Source organism: Gracilimonas sp. (genome assembly GCF_017641085.1).
GTDB lineage: Bacteria > Bacteroidota > Rhodothermia > Balneolales > Balneolaceae > Gracilimonas.
The window spans coordinates 1,155,728-1,173,859 of the sequence record NZ_JAEPPI010000001.1 but is presented as its reverse complement, the minus strand read 5'-3'; the positions used below and the strand labels follow the sequence as shown (position 1 = coordinate 1,173,859).

Genomic DNA, 18,132 nt, shown 5'->3' with positions numbered 1-18,132 from the left:
AATCTTTTTTAGCATCAGCGTTTTCCGTGTTCCATAAAAGAAGTTATTTTTAGTTTAATGAACCGAATTCAAAATACATTTACAGAAAAGGGAAACGACTCAAAGCTGATGAGTCTTTTTCTAACCGCCGGCTTTCCGGATTTAGACGCTACCGTTGACCTCATCCTTGGCTTCGAAAAAAACGGAGCCGATATCATCGAGCTTGGTATGCCGTTCAGTGATCCTTTAGCGGATGGGCCTACAATTCAGTATTCCAGCGATGTAGCCATTCAGAATGGTATTACCATGGAAAAGATCTTCGGGATGGTGAAGGAGGTCCGTAAACAATCGGAAATTCCCATAATTTTGATGGGATATATGAACCCGGTGCTGCGTTATGGCGTTGAGAAGTTCTGCGCCAAAGCCGAAGAAGCAGGCGTTGACGGACTGATTATTCCGGATATCCCCATTGAAGAAGGCGGGATTATTGAGATGCATGCCAAAGGTTCAAACCTGTCACTGATCTATCTTGTAGCACCTAACACCAGCGATGAGCGGATGAAGCAAGCCGACGAAAAGTCACAGGGATTTGTATATTGCGTTTCCGTTACCGGGGTAACCGGAGCCAGGGAAGGTGAGGAAGTGTCAAAATCTGTTAATCGATTTATAGAACGAGTAAAAACCAATATTACTCATAACCCGGTAATGGTGGGTTTTGGCATCAAATCTCATGAGGATGCGGTTGATATCGCATCAAATGCCGATGGTTTTATTGTTGGTAGTGCCTTAATTGATACCATCAAGAAAAACTACCCGAATGAAGGATGGCAATCAGCGTTGTTTTCTTTCGTTCACTCACTGAAATTTGGAAATTAATTATTCATTATGCGATTAACGTTAGGTTCTATAATTGTTTCAGCCGTTGCCCTTCTTTTTGTCTCCTGTGATGGAGATTATCGGCCTTTGGCTGAAGGTAATACCCGCGAAGTAGTTGTGGTTATGGATTCCACAAAATGGGAAAGCCAAACAGCAGAGGCCATCAGAGATGTGTTTGGAAAGTGGGTTTTAACGGTTCCAAACGGAGAACCGTATTATGACCTTCAGTTCACACAAATCCGCTCTCAATCGCATTTAGACCGCCTTAAGAGCAAAAAGAACGTAATTTTTGCCGCTCCCATTGATGAGGATTCCAACACCGGCCGGCAAATTCGCGGCTTCCTGGACGAGTCGGTTGAACAGCGAGTCAAGGAAGGTGAAAGTTTCGCATTCCCGGTGGAAGATCAATGGTATAGGGATCAATATGTGTTGATTTTAAGTTCGTCTTCCGATTCACTTTTAGCTCAAAAAATCAGAAATACAGAAAACTCATTGCTCAGCAACATGCTTCAAAAAGAGCTTCAGCGCTGGGAGTATTTTGTGTACGAAAAGAAAGAACAAACACAGCTTTCAGATTCGTTATGGCAAAACCGAGGGTTTAAAGTTCGGTTCCAGCACGATTATATCAAAAATATTGACACCCTTAATTTCATCAGTTACCGTCGTTTCCTTCCACAAAACGACCGCTGGATGTGGATTTGGTATAAAGACAATGTAGATGATATTTCATTCCTGGATGACGAATGGATTATCAATACCCGTGATTCCCTTTCTCAGGAGTATATCAAAGGCGCCCGCGACTCCATGTACGTTCAAACCTATACCAACCGTCCTGAAATACGCCCCATTATTACCGAAAGCTTTCAGAAAGGCCGGCTACTTGCCTACGAAACCCGTGGTACCTGGTATATGGTAAACGGACTAATGGGAGGGCCCTTTGTGAATTTCACTTATTATGATCCGGATACCAATCGCTTGTTCATGATCGATTACAATCAATTTGCACCCAGTGTAAGAAAGAAACTCCCATTCGTTCGCCAGTTCAGGGCTATGGGGCGTACGTTTGAATCTGACTCCACCTGGACGCCATCAACAGAAGATCCGGCATCCTGATCATTGAATAAGAGTTAGCCCAATGTATCTTGTAAATCGAATATCAACAGGGCAGGGCAGTATCATTGGTATGATCCTTTTTCGGTTCAGCCAGTTATCTAAGATATAGACTGATCAGAACGTGCATATATCGAAAGAAAAGCTTGATTTAGAAATTATTTCCTACCACGGATGGGGCTTTGATTCGTCGTTTTGGAAAGACTGGAAGTCTATTCTGCCTGAGGGTGTTTTATTTAAAACTGCAGATCGTGGTTATTTTTTGGATGAAAAGCATCCCGGGTTCTCAGGCAATTCGAAGCATAAAGCTCTTTTCTTGCATTCTTTTGGCTTGCACTGGTGCCCTGAGGAGCAAATTGAACAAGCAACCTGCATCATAATCTTCAATGGATTTTGTGATTTTCACCCACAGGATGAAAAGGAACGATTAGAATCACAAAAAGCACTTAAAGCAATGATTTCAGATTTTGAAAAGGACCCAAGAGAGGTACTTAAAAAATACTGGAAGAAGGCATTTCATCCCGATAAAAAAAAGAATATTCCAAAGGGAAAACTTGACGGTGAGTTGCTGTTGAAGGATTTGAAAAAGCTACATACCGATTCCTTTGATCTGCAAAGAATAAAAAACGGGAAGCCGATCATTAGTCTGGACGGAGGGAGCAACAAAATTCTCTCGCACAACCGGGGTAAAAAATTTACCGAGATTACCGAAGGGAATGCTGTCTATCATTTTATAAAGGAAGCAGGGCACGGGTTGCCCGTAACGCATTATGAAGAATGCTGGTCGTTTATCAATGCAATGATTCCTATTTTTCAGCATGATGGAAATTACAGAAGAAAACGACATCAGCCGAATAGCCCGTAGCTTCGGTAATGCTACGGAAGCCTATCATCAGGAAGCAGAAATTCAAAAGAAGGTAGCCGATGGACTAATATCATCGCTATTGCCCTGGAGGGAGCTTTTACCGTCCGGGCCTATTCTTGAAGTGGGTTGCGGTACAGGTTTTCTGACTCGTCAGCTTATAGAGCATTTCCCGGATAAAGAGTTTATGATTACCGATGCCTCACCTAAAATGGTGGAGTTCTGTAAATCTGAATTGGAAAAAGAGGGACTACTTTCTGATAAGATTCAGTTTCAGGTGTTAGATGCCGATGAGTTTGAGGAGGGAGATAATACCTATGCCATGGTTGTCAGTAATTTTGCCCCTCATTGGTTTAAGGATACATCCGTATCGCTGGAAAATCTGTCCAAAGCTATACAACCGGGTGGATTACTGCTCTGTTCTTTTCCCGGTAATCATTCCTTTGAACAATGGTATGAACACTGCCTGGAGCTTGGGCTTCCTTACACGGCCAATCCTTTACCCGATGTGGAAGAAGTGGTGGTTAAGTTGTCGATGGGTCCGATACAAATCGATTACTATGAGAATGATCTGTTCCAGGAATTTGATTCATCTATTGATTTTTTCCGGCATTTAAAACGAATAGGTGCTTCTGTAAATGTGAAGGGGAACGCTCTGACGTCAAAACAATTCCGGCTGCTGGCAGATCACTGGGATCAAAAATCCAACAACAAGCTTAAGATCAAATGGCATGTGGTTTATCTGGCCGCTAAAAAAGATTATGCCTGATGGTGTCAATGATCACTATATGCCCGGGTAGTTTTAGAAAACAGTTCTAATTCAGAGTAAGTCCAAATAGAAAAAATCATAAATACATAAATAAATTATGATTTAACCTTACGATTCTTTAAAATCTACCCGAGTACAGGGTTTGGGTTTTTGGGGTACTCTATTTCTTCTACTACCGAAGTTACATGCAGTCGGACTATTTCAGCCAACCTTTTGATATTGCATTTCTGGCTATCCAAATCAGGCCTATTCCAAATAACAAAACCATGATTGGCATAACAGCGCCACCCGGTCCATATACTTCGATGGAATTACTCATAAATAACGAGTGATACAGCTGTACTACAATCCCAATAAAGGAAACAATGAAGAGGGGAAGAGCTTTTTTTCTTTTCAGTAAGAGGGATAATGACCCTAATGCTCCACCAAATACGGCGAAAGCAAAAGCCCCAGTAGCCCAAGCCGGTGTATTAGCCATTAGTTCTCGTTGTGCGGCGGGCAGTTCAGCCATCACTTCAGGACTCATTGTTACCGTCATGATGTAAGACATTACACCCAGTAAATTCCAGAGAAGAGCACCCCATCCAACCACCCAAAACCAGGTAGTTATTCCGTTTTTTTCTTGTTCGCCAGCCATGTCAACTTGAATAGGTTAAAGTGGCTCTCCTGATATTGAATAGTCAGCGGATAGTACTAATTTTTAGTTAAAAACAGGAATTTTATTAGTCACGCCGATCCTTAAAAAAAGCCTTCATCAGATGCTCGCATTCAGCTTCCATCACGCCTTGTATCACTTCTGCCTGGTGATTGAGTTTTTTATTCGATGAGATATTGAAAACACTACCGCAGCCTCCGGCTTTGGCATCTGATGCGCCAAATACAATTCCACCAAGCTTACTCCATACCGCCGCACCGGCACACATTGGGCAGGGCTCAAGAGTCACGTACAAAGTGCATTCGCTGAGGTATTTCTCGTCCATGGTTTCGCAAGCGGCTGAGATGGCAATCATCTCAGCATGTGCCGTCGGATCGTTCAATCGCTGAACCTGATTATAGCCTTTCCCAATTATTTGATCATTCCGAACAACGACAGCTCCAACGGGCACTTCGCCTTCATCAAAAGCCTGTTCGGCCAGCATAAAAGCTCGGGCCATAAATCGATGATGTTTCTGCCAAACTTGTCCTTCAATTTCACTCATAAAACTTGATTGCTATCCTTCGAATTAACTACCTTGGCGCGAACTTAATCCTATTTGAATGAAAAAAGTAGAGCAAAGCATAAAAGATTTTATATCCGAAACCATCCGAACCATCCCGGATTTTCCCAAAGAAGGAATTCAGTTTAAGGATATCACCACGCTGTTGCAGGACAAACGGGCGCTTGAACTTACTTCTTACATGCTAGCTCAACCGTTTCGCCATAAATCGGTGGATTATGTGGTGGGGCTGGAATCCCGTGGTTTTTTGTTCGGAACCAATCTTGCCCAGGATTTGAACGCCGGTTTTGTGCCGGTTCGCAAACCCGGAAAGCTTCCGGCCAAAACTCTTTCGGAAACCTACGCTCTGGAGTACGGTGAAGATCAGGTCGAAATTCATGAGGATGCCATTTTTGAAGGAGCCAAAGTGATCATCCATGATGATCTGATTGCTACAGGAGGGACGGCCTCGGCGGCTTCTAAATTGATTGAGCGGCTTGGCGGTGTAATAGTAGGCTATTCCTTTATAATCGAGCTTTCCTTTCTGAATGGACGGGATCAACTCACCCCAAATGTACCGGTAGAAAGTATTCTTATCGAGTAGCCGGAACAATATTCGATATCGTGACTACAATTACTTGAACAACTAATAGTAATTGAGGACACGAAAATGAGACCCCAAAAACTTATTCCGATTATTTTGTTGGCTTCAATCGTGATGTTAGGCACAGCCTGCAAGACGTTTGTGGTCGAAAATGTGAACTATGCCCACCAAATCGAATCTGTACTGACCCCGGATGATGATGGAACGGTAACTGATGTCCGTCATGGCATTACCTTTAATGTGGCTCCATTCCATAAAAAAGAATTTGGAGAGAATGACAGTACCCATCAAATAAAGGAAGTCCGCCTGATCAGAAATGCGGAAGGCTTTTACTTCATCACCGCTAATCAGTTTAAGAATGTATATGTGATGGAACCCGGGAACGGATCGCTAAAGCTGAAGAAAAAAATTAAGGTTTCAGAAGAAAGAATTTCTGAACCGGCTTTTAATATGAGAGATGGCGTTGTTCAGTTGGTGAAAATTGAAACCAATGAGATTGTAAGCTTAAATGAGAATGGCATTAAAAAGAACGATAAAAAAGAGGAGGAACAATCATGAGACGGTTTTATACAGCTACTTTAGTATTGATTGCGCTTGCTGTAGGAAGTGTTTCCATATCAGCACAGACATCAGACTACCAGGTTAAAAAGAACTTTGAAGATAGATATGCTGAACTGAAATCTTCCATAACGGAAGCAATGACCGTTAAGGAGATTGACAGTTTGCGCAGCGAGATTAAAGACTTCGCTTATTATAACGAAGACCATGAGCAACTGTTAGATAATGCTCTGTATCCTGAAACGTATGAAAGCACAATTGAAGAGCTCAAACAAAGAGCCCGCGCGGCTGAACACAAGCTTTTGATTATTGAAAATCAAAACGAGAAGCTTACGCAGCTTTCCAATGAGTTGTCTACCTACAAATCAGAGATTGCAAATTTAAACGAGCGGACGGATTCCCTCAGAAACGCAATCCTGGCTTCTGAAGAGAGTGAAAGTGATCTTTCCCAACTTGTTGAGCGTTATCGCAAAAGTATGGAGGAGCGGGATGAATTCGTACTCAATATGATCGATTCTCTGTTCATTACATACAAAGACCTGCAGGGTAAAGCACTGGCTGAATTCACCGAAGAAAATGGCCCGAGAGCATTACAGGAAGAAGACAATCCACTGCATGTTATTGAATCTGTAATAGAAGAAAATATTCAGATTCTGAAAGCTGATAACGGGGCGCTGCAAACCGAAGACTATCTGAGAATGTACGTGGTTCAGAATCGCTTTTCAGAGGTATGGAACCAAATTGGTGATGACCTGACCCGCATTTATGCCGGTAACAAAGCCAGCCAGTGGGAGAACAACATAGAAGATAAGCTGGGCGATTGGAAAGCAAGTGCATCTAAAAACATGTGGGCTTCCATGGACAGTTACCTGGAAAAGAATAATGTAGATCTTGGTGCCTTTGACAGCAATGAGAGCTTCTATAAGTCTATTGAGCAATTCGTAAGCAAGGCAACCGATGCCAGTCGCGAGAAAGTAATTACAGATGAAAACTACGCTGACTTCCAGTCTTTTTATGACTTCTGGAATGGTAAAATCAAAAAAGACTGGGGCAAATTTGTTCAGGAAGGTGAAGTACTCACCATGAATCAGATTTCAACCATTGACACGGAAATTATGACCTGGAGAGATGAAGCCAAACCCAAGTCGTTTCTCATTCCAATTTTATTTGGATTGAGCCTGTTAACTATCGTAGGTCTTATCATTGTATTAGCAAGAAAGTAATAACCCAAATATTACTAACTGTCAAAAAAGGTCGGCCGGGAGGGCGGCCTTTTTTATGTTCTGTAGAAACATAATTGAAAAGACTTCCGTAGGTTAGCTCAACTTTTAACCTATCTGACCTGATGAAAAAGCTACTCCTTATAGCCGGCATTTTACTGATTACGTTAAACGTTTTTGCTCAATCTACAGAAAACACTGCCACAGAAACCACCCTCATATTCGTCCGCCATGCCGAAAAAATGGACGATGGAACCCGTAATCCCCACTTAAGTGAAGAAGGAAAATCAAGGGCGGTGCGACTTGCAGACATCTTACTCAAAGAACATAAAGTCTCTGCCGTTTACAGTACTCCGTACTATCGAACCAAAGAGACGGCTTCTCCCATCGCAGACAGTTTGGAGCTTGAAATCCGGGAATATGGTTTAGATGATCCAAAGGCTCTTGTTCAGTCCATCATCGACACAAACAAAGGGAGTACTGCTTTAATTGTAGGCCACTCGAATACTACGCCTTTATTAGTAAACTTATCGATAGGCGAACAACGGTTCGAACAGATTAATGAAAAAGCCTACGGAGATATTTTTATCGTAACTATTGCGGAAGGGGAAGACCCCGTTGTGGAGAGAATATCCTATTAAGGAAGCGAATAGTATTTTCTAAGCAGCCACTCGCTACCTAACAGCAGTAAAACAATGGCAAACCAGTAAAAGGAACGCACGGGGAAGGTATAATTTTCAACCGTTTGTGTTCGGGTCTGCAGAACATTAGCCGCCCGAAGGCTGTCCCACACTGCTGAAGCTTCCTTATATGTGAAGAAGCGACCGCCTGAATTGGCTGAAATGGTTTTCAATAATGCATCATCACGAAGGGTATTGGTAAGCTCTGAGCTCGAATTTGAGACCAGAAACTCACCGGATTGAGACTCAATTTCCCGCTCACCTTTTCGGGCCGTTGCCTGATAACTGTACAATCCTTCTGATAGCCGGGGCAGGGTAAGGCTGTAATTTCCATTTCCAAGGCTTTCCATATTAAAAGATCGGGCTGTGCCGGCTTCTGAATTCAACTGGACTTCGATAATCCCTTCCGCTTCTGGGTCACCTCTTTCATTGCGAAGGCTTGCGTTAATTACAGGAGCTTCAGCCGTGCTGAAAGTCTTTTTGGCGGGAGCTATGCGAAGTTTTCTGTTATCGGGATCACTGGATGTCCATGATACCAGGTTCGCAATAAATGTAGATGCATATTCCCTCTCCATTGAATTGGTACTTTGAACCCATTTATACCATCCCCACGGAAGCACGTGAGACCGACGGATATTCCCTTGTTCTAACACTGCAATTGCCGGTGATTCTGTATTAATACCATCAAAATTGATAGAATATAATGCCGTGCTTTGCAGGTCAGAAGTTTCACTTCTTAGAACAGAATAAAGAGAAGGGGTATCGTTTAAATTGATCTCCGGCAGTTCTAAAATAGGTTGTTCATCCTGATCTAATATCTGATTTAACCGAACCTGGGCAACCCGGTTATTTTGAGGGGTCAAAAGCCTGAGGGTTTCAATCTCCTCGTATCCGAGATCCGACCGGCTGTTCAGTTCAAAGAAAATGGTCGGAGTATCAGTAATCGTACTCAGAAAAGAAAGATTAAGTCCTGAAGGAGGGGTTCCATGCACGATGATCAGGTTAAACTCATCCTCTTCGGGCATTTCCTCTACATAACGATTGCCACCAAGCCAGGTAAGAGTTGATAAATCATTGTTTTCATCTTCATTGATGACAGAACGAATGGCTTTTACATCGGGATGGATTTGAAAAGCAGCATGCAAAATCTTCACTTTACTGTCCAACACATCAATGGTGAACAAACGGGAGTTATTTGATTCCGTCCATTCGTCAGGCAAAGGTGTAGCGCGGACTTCATACTGCTTAAGGCCTTCTTCGGTAAGTTCCAGCTCAAACTGAACCTGTTTTACCTGATTGTCGGTATCAAAGCTAACCTGCTGCTCATTCAGCACTTCATCACCGGACAAGACTGAAACAATAACCGTGTTATTCGCAAAACCGGACTGTGAGATTTCTGCTTCAATGATATGATTGGTATTCGTATATCCCGTGGTATTGGTAAGGATGTTGGAAATCGAAACATCCCGAACGCTCGAAGTATCACCAACCGCAATAGTGTAGAGGGGGATAGAGGAATTGGCTGCATTTATGGACGGATTCCGGCCAAAAGTGATAATCCCATCAGAAATAATAAGTGCGGCCTGAACCTGCTCTTCCATTTCGAGGATAGACTTTATAGGCTCAGCAAGGTTGGTTTGGGTTTCTGAAGCATTTAACGAGTCAGGATCAAAATTGGAAATCTGTTCACCAATCGCAAAGAATCTAAATTCTACATCAGGAATGGCGTCAAAATTAAGAGTATTCAGGAGCTGATTGTAGGAACTGAGGCCTTCGTATTCCCCTTTAGTAATCCCGATGCTTTCCGAATTATCCAAAAAAACAGCAATGGATGGTTTTACATCAACCTGCCGGGAAGAGTAGAAATAGGGGTTAAGCAAAAGCAACAGAACAATAAGCAGGGCAGAACCTCTCAGGCTGATAAGCGCCCAACGCCCGATGGAAGGAATACTACTGAACTTTCGGTATGAAGCCCATGCAAGAACCACCAACGCAATGGAAAGAAGTATAATTACAACCGGTGGAAGTATATGTTGGAAACCCTGAAAGTCCACATTAATCCCTCATTATGATGTTCAGGATTCTTCTTTAAGCATTTCAATCAGCTTAACGGTCGTGTAACCTTCGGCTTCAGCAGCGTAGTTATTAACTATGCGATGTCGTAAAACGGGAATGGCCAGCGTTTTGATATCATCTTCGGTAACATGATAGCGGCCTTGAGAGAGCGCTCTTGCCTTGCCCCCTAAAATCAAGAACTGAGAGGCTCGCGGACCGGCACCCCAGCTCATGTACTTATTTACAAAATCAGGAGCCATATCGGTACCGGGGCGGGTTTTAGATACCAATTCCACCGCATAATCAAGTACGTTTTCAGGTACAGGCACTTCACGCACCAACGCCTGAAGTTCCTTGATCTTCTCTTTGGTAACCAGCGCTTCTATGTTGATATCCTGGTATGCCGTAGTTTTGCTCACAATTTCTTTTTCCTCTTCGAGAGAAGGGTAATCAACCCAGATATTGAACATAAACCGGTCGAGCTGCGCTTCGGGAAGAGGGTAGGTTCCTTCCTGCTCAATGGGGTTTTGTGTAGCCAATACGAAGAAAGGCGTATCCAAATCATAGGTTTTACCACCGGTGGTAACGTGGTATTCCTGCATCCCCTCAAGTAAGGCAGCTTGGGTTTTAGGAGGGGTCCGGTTGATCTCGTCAGCCAGTACAATATTGGCAAACACAGGTCCTTTAATGAAGGTAAACTCCTTACGGCCTGAGTCCTTATTCTCCTCGATTACTTCGGTACCGGTTATATCACCGGGCATAAGATCGGGGGTAAACTGAATTCGGTTGAAGGAAAGATTTAGTGATTCTGCTAACGTCCTGATAAGCAATGTTTTAGCCAATCCCGGAACACCAATAAGTACACAATGACCTCTTGAAAAAAGGCTGATTAAAAGAAGATCAATAATATCTTCCTGACCAATAACAGCCTTGTGTATTTCCTTTTTTATCTGATGAAAAACCGCATGGAATTCATCCGCTAACTTAACCGGATCTTTTACATCGGTGCTCATAAACTATTCTCCATTTCCGGTACGTCGATTTTATATTCTACGTATATATCTTCCCGTAATTCCTGCATCCATTTTTGCATGATGCGATACTGTTTCTGCTGTAGGGCGATACTTTTAATGCGCTCATAATCTTGCTTCAGATTCGCAATATGCTCGGGAATCTGGCGATCTAATCGTACAATCCGGTATGCCTTCTTATTCTGACTTTGCAGATTAAACGACTTGGGTTCAGAGATGTATCCTTCTTCGTCCATTAGCAAAACAACTCTGTACATTGCAGGATCCAAACGGTTGAGAGGGATAAGCCGTTCACCGCTTTGTGGATCAAATATTTTACCACCAAGATTGGCTGTTGATGGATCTTCACTCAATTTGCGGGCCACATCTGCGAATTTAACATCAGGATTAGACATGATACTGTCGCGGATAGCATTCAGCCGTTCAATCGCATAGTCTTCATCCAGCTCTTCAGAATCTACTGAAATTAGAATGTGATTGGTTTCAATCTGGTCGCCAACCCTGCGGTTTAGTCGGATCACGTGATAACCAAACTGAGTTTCCACTACTTTGGAGATTCCTCCCGGTTTAAGTGCAGAGGCTGCTGCCGAGTATTCCGAAACCAATTCATCAAGTCCCATTAAAGGTAGCAAACCACCTCTGCGGCCTGAACCCTGATCATCACTGTGCCGGCGGGCTAATTCCTCAATCGACTTCCCATGAGTTACAATAGAGTCACGAAGTTGCTGGGCAAATTCGAAGGCCCGCTGTTCGGCATCGCCTCTGGCAGGCGGAATAATCACAATCTGTGATAATGCAACTTGTTCCGGGATGGTGGGAAGAGAATCTTTCGGTATGCTTTCAAAAAACTCATTCACCTCAGGTCGGGTGATCGTAATGGACTGCATTTTTTGTTGCTGAACTTTGCTGGCAATCATCTGCTCGCGGAAGTCTGAGCGGAAATCGGCCCTGAGTTGTAATAACGATTTCCCAAAAGCCTGTTCAAGTGCTTGTTCACTACCGGCCTGCCTAACCAACTGCTGAATACGCTGATCCATTCTGAGTTCAACTTCCTCATCAGAAACAGTAATGGAGTCAATCTGGGCTTTTTCCAATAGCAAGTAATTATCTATGGCAGACTCAAGAAAATCGTACCAAAGTTCTTTGCTGAACTGAACCTGCTGGCCTTGCACCTGCGCCTGACGCATATAATCTGCTACACTCTGGTCAATTTCAGACTTTAAAATGATATTGTCGTTTACGTGGGCAACAATCTGATTTGCAAGTTGACGCTGCTGAGCTTGAGTATTAAATGTGAGAATTAGAGATAGAAAAAGGAGGGGTAATAAAAAGTAGTTATTCTTCATTGATTAATTTGGTTCAGTGAAACAGTAGAATCGTCCACTGCTGTATTCGTTTCGTTTATAACGTTATGAATTTTAATTTCATTATTAGCCTGCCCCTGAAGATAAAGATTCTTTACGTATGTGTTGAATGCTCTTTTGCGCTTTTCCAGGGTCAGCCATTCTTCAATTTGGCCGATCAGCCAGTCTAAATCCGGATGATCTCCTTGCGGCCGCTCATCCAATAACTGTACAAAGTGATATTCATTGCCCGAACGGTACGTAGGAGAAATTTCTGAAGGGCCGATGATGTTCAAATACCGGTTCAGCATAGAGATATCGCCGCCGGCAATGGAAATAGGCCAGAAGCGTTCCGATTCCCTTATTTTAAGATCGGGATATTTTGAATATTCCTGGGCCACTGTTTCCCACTCAATACCACGCATAAGATCGCGTTTGGCCCGTTCGGCATCCGAATTACTACGGGCTATAAGGTGCCGATAACGCACATAACGTTCATCAAGAGTGAACTTATCTTTGTTCTGCTGATAGTAGTTTCTGGCTTCCTGTTCGCTTACATCTGTATCGCCTTCAAACTCGGTAATGATGTAATCCTGAACAGCCTGGAGAATGTACTCTTCACGAATGCGCTGCAACTTCTCCTGCACACCCTTGCGCTGGGTGAAATTCAGGCGTTCAGCCTCCTGCAAGATAACCTGTCGTCGGACCCACTCATCCCTGTAATTCAGATAAGCAGATATACTATCCGACTCAAAAATGTGAGCAGGGATCTCCGTTTTGGCCGCTTCTTTGGTAAGCTGTTGATTGCCGACCTCTGCAAGTACAACCGGCTCAGAGCCGGAATCCTGTTTACATGCCGATACCAACAGCAGAAGGGAAGTAAAAAGAAAAATACAGCGGATGTTTACCATGTGTTATGCGTCTTTATCGAAAGCTTTGCGAAGCTTTTTAACGTGAACCTTCACATTATATTTGTCACGCAGTTGTTGCAGCCATTCCTTTTCACGCTGCGGTTGAAATTCCGCCAGAATACGATTGAAGGCTTCATCAAAAGTCATATTTCGAGCCTGCAGGCGATCTTCGAGCCAAAATATCCCGCGTATATTGTTGTACTCGAAGGTTTCTGAAAAGCTGTCGATCTCCATTTCACTGAGCCGGTCAAAAGGTTCCTGGGTAAAGTTGGTGGTAGAATCTGCTGAAACTCCGACTCTGTCAATTCTGACCTTCACACTGTCGGGAGAACCGCCGTTATTGACAAAGTCTTTGGCTTTCATCAGGGTTGAATCGTGGCGGGCTGTCATCAAATAGTAGAAGGGACGCTCCGGGTACTGATATTTACTAATGTTCTCTTCATAGATTGAACGAAGACGGGAAGTATCTACCGTGGCAGGACTCCATATGTTTTCCTCATTGATGTTATAAACCACCAATCCGTTCAGATAGCTTTCCGACTGTTTACTGAACTCAGGATATTTTTCAAGGGTCAGATCAATGATGTTATTGTCCACAACCTTCAGGGCATATTCATTCAACAGGTTGCTTCTGTAAGCATTGGCCGTTCTGGCGCCATATGTATTTTGAATGAAAGCATGATAATCATCGAGTGAGTAATCTTCCCCGTTGAACGTGTACACCGTTTCATCTCCAAGTCCTGCAGGTTGCTCCGGAAGGGAGGAAATCTCAGAGCTGTCAAAAGCCATGATCCATTCTTTGTACAAGTCTTCGGCTTCAAAGTGCTTTTTATCGTCAAATTTCTTCTGAAGGAATTCCACAACAAACTGGTTACTCTCTTCGAAGTAGGGGGTATCACCCAGCTGCTCCATCAAAGCCTGGTTTCGCTCTTCTTCTGAGGCATAAGTTTCAACTGAATCTATCTTAAAGATATGGTAACCGTAGTTGGTTTTAACCGGCTCAGAATAAGGTTCGGAAGGATCCTGACTTACAACAGCCTCAACAAAATCCATAGCAAAATTCTGGCGGTAACTCACCCAACCAATTCGTCCATTGCTTCTTTTGGAGGCACCGTCTTCAGTAAACTGGTTAAGCACCAGGTTCCAGGGCTGTCCGTCTTCCAAGGCATTATATGCGTTATGGATCTTATCGTAAGCGGTTGAGTCTCCGGTTCCGCGAACAAAAATATGGTTAACGAGTCGGGCCGGTGTTCGTTCTCTTTTATCCTGCAATAATACAATATGGTATCCGAACTGAGTTTTGAAGGGCTCTGATATTTCACCGACTTCCAGTCCATATACCACATCTTCAAACTCCTGAACCGTTCGGCCAACTGAGATCCACGGGATATCTCCACCCATGCTGCGGCCCCCTCTAACGGTAGAATATTTTTCGTTTACTTCATCAAGGGGCACTCCGTCGGTGATTTCTTGCCGGGCTTGTTTCAGTTTAGATAACGCCTCGTCAACTTGCGGTTGAGGGGCATCAGGACCTACAGCAACCAGTATATGGTAAGTTTTGAGTTCCATTTCTGCCCGTTTTTTGAACTCATCAAAAGCAGCCGGCTTAATTTCATTTTCAAGCCAAAAAGCATAGGCCGCCTGCTTCACATACGACTCATGCTCAGCTACCAAAACTGAATCCTCGAAATATCCCTGATCTTTGGCTGCCAGTAATTTGGCTTTATAATCGAGGTAAATAGGGAGGAAACTTTCAAGATCATCCAGTGTTGGATCTTCAGAAGAACCACTACTGTAATTCTTTTTCAGTTCAGCATAGGTCACTTCCTGATTACCGACTTTTCCAACGACGGATTTATCATTTTTTGATTGTCCATATACTAAAGAGGGGACAACACATAGTAGAAACAGACTTAAGAATAATCGATACGTTTGGTTCGCCATTGCGAATAGTAATTTAGTTTTCTTGATGGTTAGTTGTTCTGATTAAAAGAGCATTCCCGCGAATGTAGCGGTCATTAAGTTAGCCAAAGTTCCGGCAAAAACAGCCTTAATTCCAAATTTTGCCAGTTCAGATTTTCTGCTGGGGGCTAACCCTCCAATTCCTCCAATTTGTATGGCTATAGAAGAGAAATTGGCAAAACCACACAACGCGAAAGTAGCCATCGCTATTGTTTTAGGGGATAACTGTGCGGCACTTACGCCTTCAGCTAATTTCAGGTAAGCTACAAACTCATTCAATACAATCTTGGTACCCAACAGTGACCCCATATTCACGGCATCTGACCAAGGTACACCAATCAGCCAGGCAATGGGGGCAAAAACCCAGCCCAGCATCATTTCGATGGTGAGGCTTTCTCCCAGTAAACCGGTAATGCCGGTAATATCACTTCCCCAGCCTAAAATACCGTTGAACATAGCAAGTAGAGCGATAAACGCTAATAACATGGCACCTACATTCAATGCAAGCTGAAGTCCGGTTCCGGCACCTGATGCTGCAGCATCAATTCCGTTGGCATCTGTTTTCTCAACATTCATGGAAACATCACCTTTGGTAACGGGTTCGCCATCTTCCGGAAATAGGATCTTAGCAATAACAAGTGCAGCAGGAGCGGCCATTAAACTTGCCCCCAGAAGCCGCTCGGCAAAAAGTTGCTGGGCAACCTGAATCTCTAATCCATTGGCTTCAGCAAAGGGAGCGCCCAGCATAGCTACATAAGCGGCCATTACGCCACCGGCAATGGTAGCCATCCCACCTGTCATCACCACGAAGAGCTCAGACTTGGTCATTTTCTTAATGAAAGGTTCAACAACCAGCGGTGCCTCTGTTTGCCCTACAAATATATTGGATACCACCGATAAGGTCTCTGCTCCGGAAGTACCAAGCAATTTCTGCATTCCCTTAGACACCATCCTTACAATGAACTGCAAAATCCCGTAGTGGTAGAGGATGGCGGTTAATGAGGCAAAAAAGACAATGGTAGGGAGTACCTGGAAGGCAAAAAACACACCCAGGCTGTCTTCGTGTTCAGGGCCATGACCTAACCTTCCGAAAATGAAAGAGGCACCCTCGGTGGTGTAATTAAGGACGACAACAAAAAAGCTGGCCACCTTTTGAAACAGAATCATCGGCCAACCTAAAGGTGCCCAAAATCCGGCCAATACATCCGCCTTGAGAATGAAAATGGCAAGGATAAATTGTATTCCGATGCCTATTCCAACCAGTTTCCAGTTTATATTTTTTTTGCTGTTGCTAAAAACGAACGCAAGCCCAAGCAGGCTTACAATTCCAATGATACCGCGTATAATATCCATTAGGTGTGCTCTGAGTTTATTTCTTCTGTTTCGTCGGTAGATTCTTCTTCAGTTTCTTTTACAGCCGGATTCATAAATGGCTTAATCGGTCGGCCACGTCGCCGATCAACGGGCGGGCGGAAGCAGTGACGGGCCCGGGGTTCATAAGCATCGTATTCCCCAACCAGTACCTGTCCTTCTTTTTCAACTACCCGCTGGGAGTAGTGGGCCATGGTTCCGCTCTCGGCACATACAGCATGCAATTTGGTGACATATTCCGCAATAGCCAGCAGATAGGGCATGGGACCAAATGGCTGCCCTTTGAAATCCATATCCAACCCGGCTACAATAACTCGTTTACCATCGTTAGCCAATGTATTTGCCACATCCACAACCCGGTCGTCAAAAAACTGGGCTTCATCAATACACACAACACGTGCATCTCCGGTAAGTAGTACAATCTGATCGGCCGTATCTACTAAAATGCTGGGAAGGGCGGTTTCATTATGAGATACTACCTCGTTCTCGCTGTAGCGTTTGTCGAGAGCGGGTTTGACCACCACTACTTTTTGTCCTGCAATGTGAGCTCGTTTTGCCCGGCGAATCAGTTCCTCGGTTTTTCCGCTAAACATGCCGCCGCAAACGACTTCAATCCATCCAAATTCCCGCGGTGCTAACGAAGGTTCGTTAATCATCTAATGCTTTACTTATTAATTGAACCCTATAATTTTGAGGACGGAATATATCAGGCGACAGGCAGAAAAGGAAAGACTAAAATGGTGGAAATGAGATCAATTCTGTTAATTGTATAAATCTATATCATCCATCACCCGTCTCTCATATATAATGCATTTAGCATTGATCAAAATTAGCCGAATGATGGAGTGCCGTTTCTTCCATCATTCCGTTTCCCATTGTAGGGTACATATTTAGTTTAGGACAGAAACGGGGTGATGGAAATAACCTTACTTGGGCAATGATTTCATTTTTAAATCCTTCAAAAACTAATTTTGAAGATTTAAGTGAGAATAAAACTCATAGTTTTCGTTGGAATTACTTCGGGTGAGTACCGTCAGCTTTCTAACATCAAAAGTATAGAAAAACGGCTTTTCCAGGTATCTGTCTTTTATTTGACTAAATACCATGCTATTAAAGTTTTGACCGATGGGCAAATGCGGAGGGTCACTGCTGTAAAATTTGGTGGTTTTCACCACTTCTTTCTTTATGGATTTAAACTCACTGATCAGGGAATTGAATGTATGAGAGGATTGAACACCTATATAAAAGGTATTCCCAGACTCAAATACTTTAAAGTCTTGCAATCTCATCTCAAATGTTGAGAACAGAGAAACTCTTCTTTGTACTTTAGCAAGCACATCATCCATTCGTTTTTGAGTCACCAAAAAATTACTGACGGTGATATGCGCCTTCGACTCCCCAGATTTAAACGAACCAAACTCCTCTTTAAGCTCTTTCTGTAAAATGGACACATAATCGGTCACATTTTTAGGGGGCTCGATAAGAATGAGAAACTCATTCACTCTGACATCTTCTGTAAACAGGGGTAACTGTACTGATTTTGACATATCGACTCTCCTTAAATTATTACACATATTATTTACATATTATTTAGAAAGCAGTCAA

The 18,132-nt window shown here is 43.3% G+C and carries 18 protein-coding genes; 8 read left to right on the top strand and 10 right to left on the bottom strand.

Annotation, left to right across the window (positions count from 1 at the left end):
* Window positions 1–57 precede the first annotated feature (57 nt).
* From trpA to JJ941_RS05085, 4 genes are all read left to right on the top strand, one after another.
* A complete protein-coding gene (trpA, locus tag JJ941_RS05100; protein WP_290962578.1) occupies window positions 58–855 on the top strand; it encodes a tryptophan synthase subunit alpha in 798 nt (265 codons plus the stop codon).
* A gap of 9 nt (window positions 856–864) precedes the next feature.
* Complete coding sequence (locus JJ941_RS05095) at window positions 865–1,968, top strand: DUF4837 family protein (protein ID WP_290962577.1); 1,104 nt, start codon at window positions 865–867, stop codon at window positions 1,966–1,968.
* Window positions 1,969–2,089: 121 nt separating this feature from the next.
* On the top strand, window positions 2,090–2,830 hold the full coding sequence (locus JJ941_RS05090; RefSeq protein ID WP_255135669.1) for a hypothetical protein: 741 nt from the start codon (window positions 2,090–2,092) through the stop codon (window positions 2,828–2,830).
* Window positions 2,784–3,596 (top strand): methyltransferase domain-containing protein, encoded by an 813-nt coding sequence (locus JJ941_RS05085; protein WP_290962576.1) that lies wholly within the window; start codon window positions 2,784–2,786, stop codon window positions 3,594–3,596. Before JJ941_RS05090 ends, JJ941_RS05085 begins: the two co-directional genes overlap by 47 nt.
* A 196-nt stretch (window positions 3,597–3,792) precedes the next feature.
* On the opposite strand, the gene JJ941_RS05080 is transcribed toward JJ941_RS05085, so the two are convergent.
* Entirely contained in the window at window positions 3,793–4,233 is a 441-nt protein-coding gene (locus JJ941_RS05080; RefSeq protein ID WP_290962575.1) for a hypothetical protein, read from the bottom strand.
* A gap of 85 nt (window positions 4,234–4,318) precedes the next feature.
* Window positions 4,319–4,795, bottom strand: coding sequence for a tRNA adenosine(34) deaminase TadA (gene tadA / locus JJ941_RS05075; RefSeq protein ID WP_290962574.1), 477 nt, complete (start codon window positions 4,793–4,795; stop codon window positions 4,319–4,321).
* Window positions 4,796–4,853: 58 nt separating this feature from the next.
* On the opposite strand from tadA, the gene JJ941_RS05070 reads away from it, so the two are divergent.
* From JJ941_RS05070 to JJ941_RS05055, 4 genes are all read left to right on the top strand, one after another.
* The gene (locus tag JJ941_RS05070) at window positions 4,854–5,396 is read left to right on the top strand and encodes an adenine phosphoribosyltransferase (RefSeq protein ID WP_290962573.1); all 543 of its coding nucleotides are present in this window, start codon (window positions 4,854–4,856) and stop codon (window positions 5,394–5,396) included.
* Between the two features lie 66 nt (window positions 5,397–5,462).
* Window positions 5,463–5,954 (top strand): hypothetical protein, encoded by a 492-nt coding sequence (locus JJ941_RS05065; RefSeq protein WP_290962572.1) that lies wholly within the window; start codon window positions 5,463–5,465, stop codon window positions 5,952–5,954.
* Window positions 5,951–7,177, top strand: a complete 1,227-nt coding sequence (locus tag JJ941_RS05060; protein ID WP_290962571.1) for a hypothetical protein — start codon at window positions 5,951–5,953, stop codon at window positions 7,175–7,177. Before JJ941_RS05065 ends, JJ941_RS05060 begins: the two co-directional genes overlap by 4 nt.
* A gap of 122 nt (window positions 7,178–7,299) precedes the next feature.
* Complete coding sequence (locus JJ941_RS05055; RefSeq protein WP_290962570.1) at window positions 7,300–7,815, top strand: phosphoglycerate mutase family protein; 516 nt, start codon at window positions 7,300–7,302, stop codon at window positions 7,813–7,815.
* Here the strand turns inward: JJ941_RS05055 and JJ941_RS05050 are convergent.
* The 8 genes from JJ941_RS05050 to JJ941_RS05015 form a co-directional block, all read right to left on the bottom strand.
* On the bottom strand, window positions 7,812–9,908 hold the full coding sequence (locus JJ941_RS05050; protein WP_290962569.1) for a hypothetical protein: 2,097 nt from the start codon (window positions 9,906–9,908) through the stop codon (window positions 7,812–7,814). The two genes, JJ941_RS05055 and JJ941_RS05050, sit on opposite strands and share 4 nt — an antisense overlap.
* A 21-nt stretch (window positions 9,909–9,929) precedes the next feature.
* Window positions 9,930–10,922 carry a MoxR family ATPase gene (locus tag JJ941_RS05045; RefSeq protein ID WP_290962568.1) on the bottom strand — a complete coding sequence of 331 codons (993 nt, stop codon included), beginning with the start codon at window positions 10,920–10,922 and terminating at the stop codon, window positions 9,930–9,932.
* On the bottom strand, window positions 10,919–12,286 hold the full coding sequence (locus JJ941_RS05040) for a peptidylprolyl isomerase (RefSeq protein ID WP_290962567.1): 1,368 nt from the start codon (window positions 12,284–12,286) through the stop codon (window positions 10,919–10,921). The genes JJ941_RS05045 and JJ941_RS05040 overlap by 4 nt, the downstream gene beginning before the upstream one ends.
* A complete protein-coding gene (locus JJ941_RS05035) occupies window positions 12,283–13,194 on the bottom strand; it encodes a peptidyl-prolyl cis-trans isomerase (protein WP_290962566.1) in 912 nt (303 codons plus the stop codon). Before JJ941_RS05035 ends, JJ941_RS05040 begins: the two co-directional genes overlap by 4 nt.
* Before the next feature lie 3 nt (window positions 13,195–13,197).
* On the bottom strand, window positions 13,198–15,138 hold the full coding sequence (locus tag JJ941_RS05030) for a peptidylprolyl isomerase (RefSeq protein ID WP_290962565.1): 1,941 nt from the start codon (window positions 15,136–15,138) through the stop codon (window positions 13,198–13,200).
* Between the two features lie 42 nt (window positions 15,139–15,180).
* On the bottom strand, window positions 15,181–16,509 hold the full coding sequence (locus JJ941_RS05025; RefSeq protein ID WP_255135655.1) for a nucleoside transporter C-terminal domain-containing protein: 1,329 nt from the start codon (window positions 16,507–16,509) through the stop codon (window positions 15,181–15,183).
* Window positions 16,509–17,183, bottom strand: coding sequence for a thymidine kinase (locus tag JJ941_RS05020; RefSeq protein WP_290962564.1), 675 nt, complete (start codon window positions 17,181–17,183; stop codon window positions 16,509–16,511). The genes JJ941_RS05025 and JJ941_RS05020 overlap by 1 nt, the downstream gene beginning before the upstream one ends.
* Window positions 17,184–17,492: 309 nt before the next feature.
* Entirely contained in the window at window positions 17,493–18,074 is a 582-nt protein-coding gene (locus JJ941_RS05015; protein ID WP_290962563.1) for a 2'-5' RNA ligase family protein, read from the bottom strand.
* Window positions 18,075–18,132 lie beyond the last annotated feature (58 nt).

Coding starts and splice junctions, on each gene's coding strand:
- trpA (WP_290962578.1), top strand. CDS start 58: ATGAACCGAATTCAAAATACATTTACAGAAAAGGGAAACGACTCAAAG.
- JJ941_RS05095 (WP_290962577.1), top strand. CDS start 865: ATGCGATTAACGTTAGGTTCTATAATTGTTTCAGCCGTTGCCCTTCTT.
- JJ941_RS05085 (WP_290962576.1), top strand. CDS start 2,784: ATGATGGAAATTACAGAAGAAAACGACATCAGCCGAATAGCCCGTAGC.
- JJ941_RS05080 (WP_290962575.1), bottom strand. CDS start 4,233: ATGGCTGGCGAACAAGAAAAAAACGGAATAACTACCTGGTTTTGGGTG.
- tadA (WP_290962574.1), bottom strand. CDS start 4,795: ATGAGTGAAATTGAAGGACAAGTTTGGCAGAAACATCATCGATTTATG.
- JJ941_RS05070 (WP_290962573.1), top strand. CDS start 4,854: ATGAAAAAAGTAGAGCAAAGCATAAAAGATTTTATATCCGAAACCATC.
- JJ941_RS05065 (WP_290962572.1), top strand. CDS start 5,463: ATGAGACCCCAAAAACTTATTCCGATTATTTTGTTGGCTTCAATCGTG.
- JJ941_RS05060 (WP_290962571.1), top strand. CDS start 5,951: ATGAGACGGTTTTATACAGCTACTTTAGTATTGATTGCGCTTGCTGTA.
- JJ941_RS05055 (WP_290962570.1), top strand. CDS start 7,300: ATGAAAAAGCTACTCCTTATAGCCGGCATTTTACTGATTACGTTAAAC.
- JJ941_RS05045 (WP_290962568.1), bottom strand. CDS start 10,922: ATGAGCACCGATGTAAAAGATCCGGTTAAGTTAGCGGATGAATTCCAT.
- JJ941_RS05040 (WP_290962567.1), bottom strand. CDS start 12,286: ATGAAGAATAACTACTTTTTATTACCCCTCCTTTTTCTATCTCTAATT.
- JJ941_RS05035 (WP_290962566.1), bottom strand. CDS start 13,194: ATGGTAAACATCCGCTGTATTTTTCTTTTTACTTCCCTTCTGCTGTTG.
- JJ941_RS05030 (WP_290962565.1), bottom strand. CDS start 15,138: ATGGCGAACCAAACGTATCGATTATTCTTAAGTCTGTTTCTACTATGT.
- JJ941_RS05025 (WP_255135655.1), bottom strand. CDS start 16,509: ATGGATATTATACGCGGTATCATTGGAATTGTAAGCCTGCTTGGGCTT.
- JJ941_RS05020 (WP_290962564.1), bottom strand. CDS start 17,183: ATGATTAACGAACCTTCGTTAGCACCGCGGGAATTTGGATGGATTGAA.
- JJ941_RS05015 (WP_290962563.1), bottom strand. CDS start 18,074: ATGTCAAAATCAGTACAGTTACCCCTGTTTACAGAAGATGTCAGAGTG.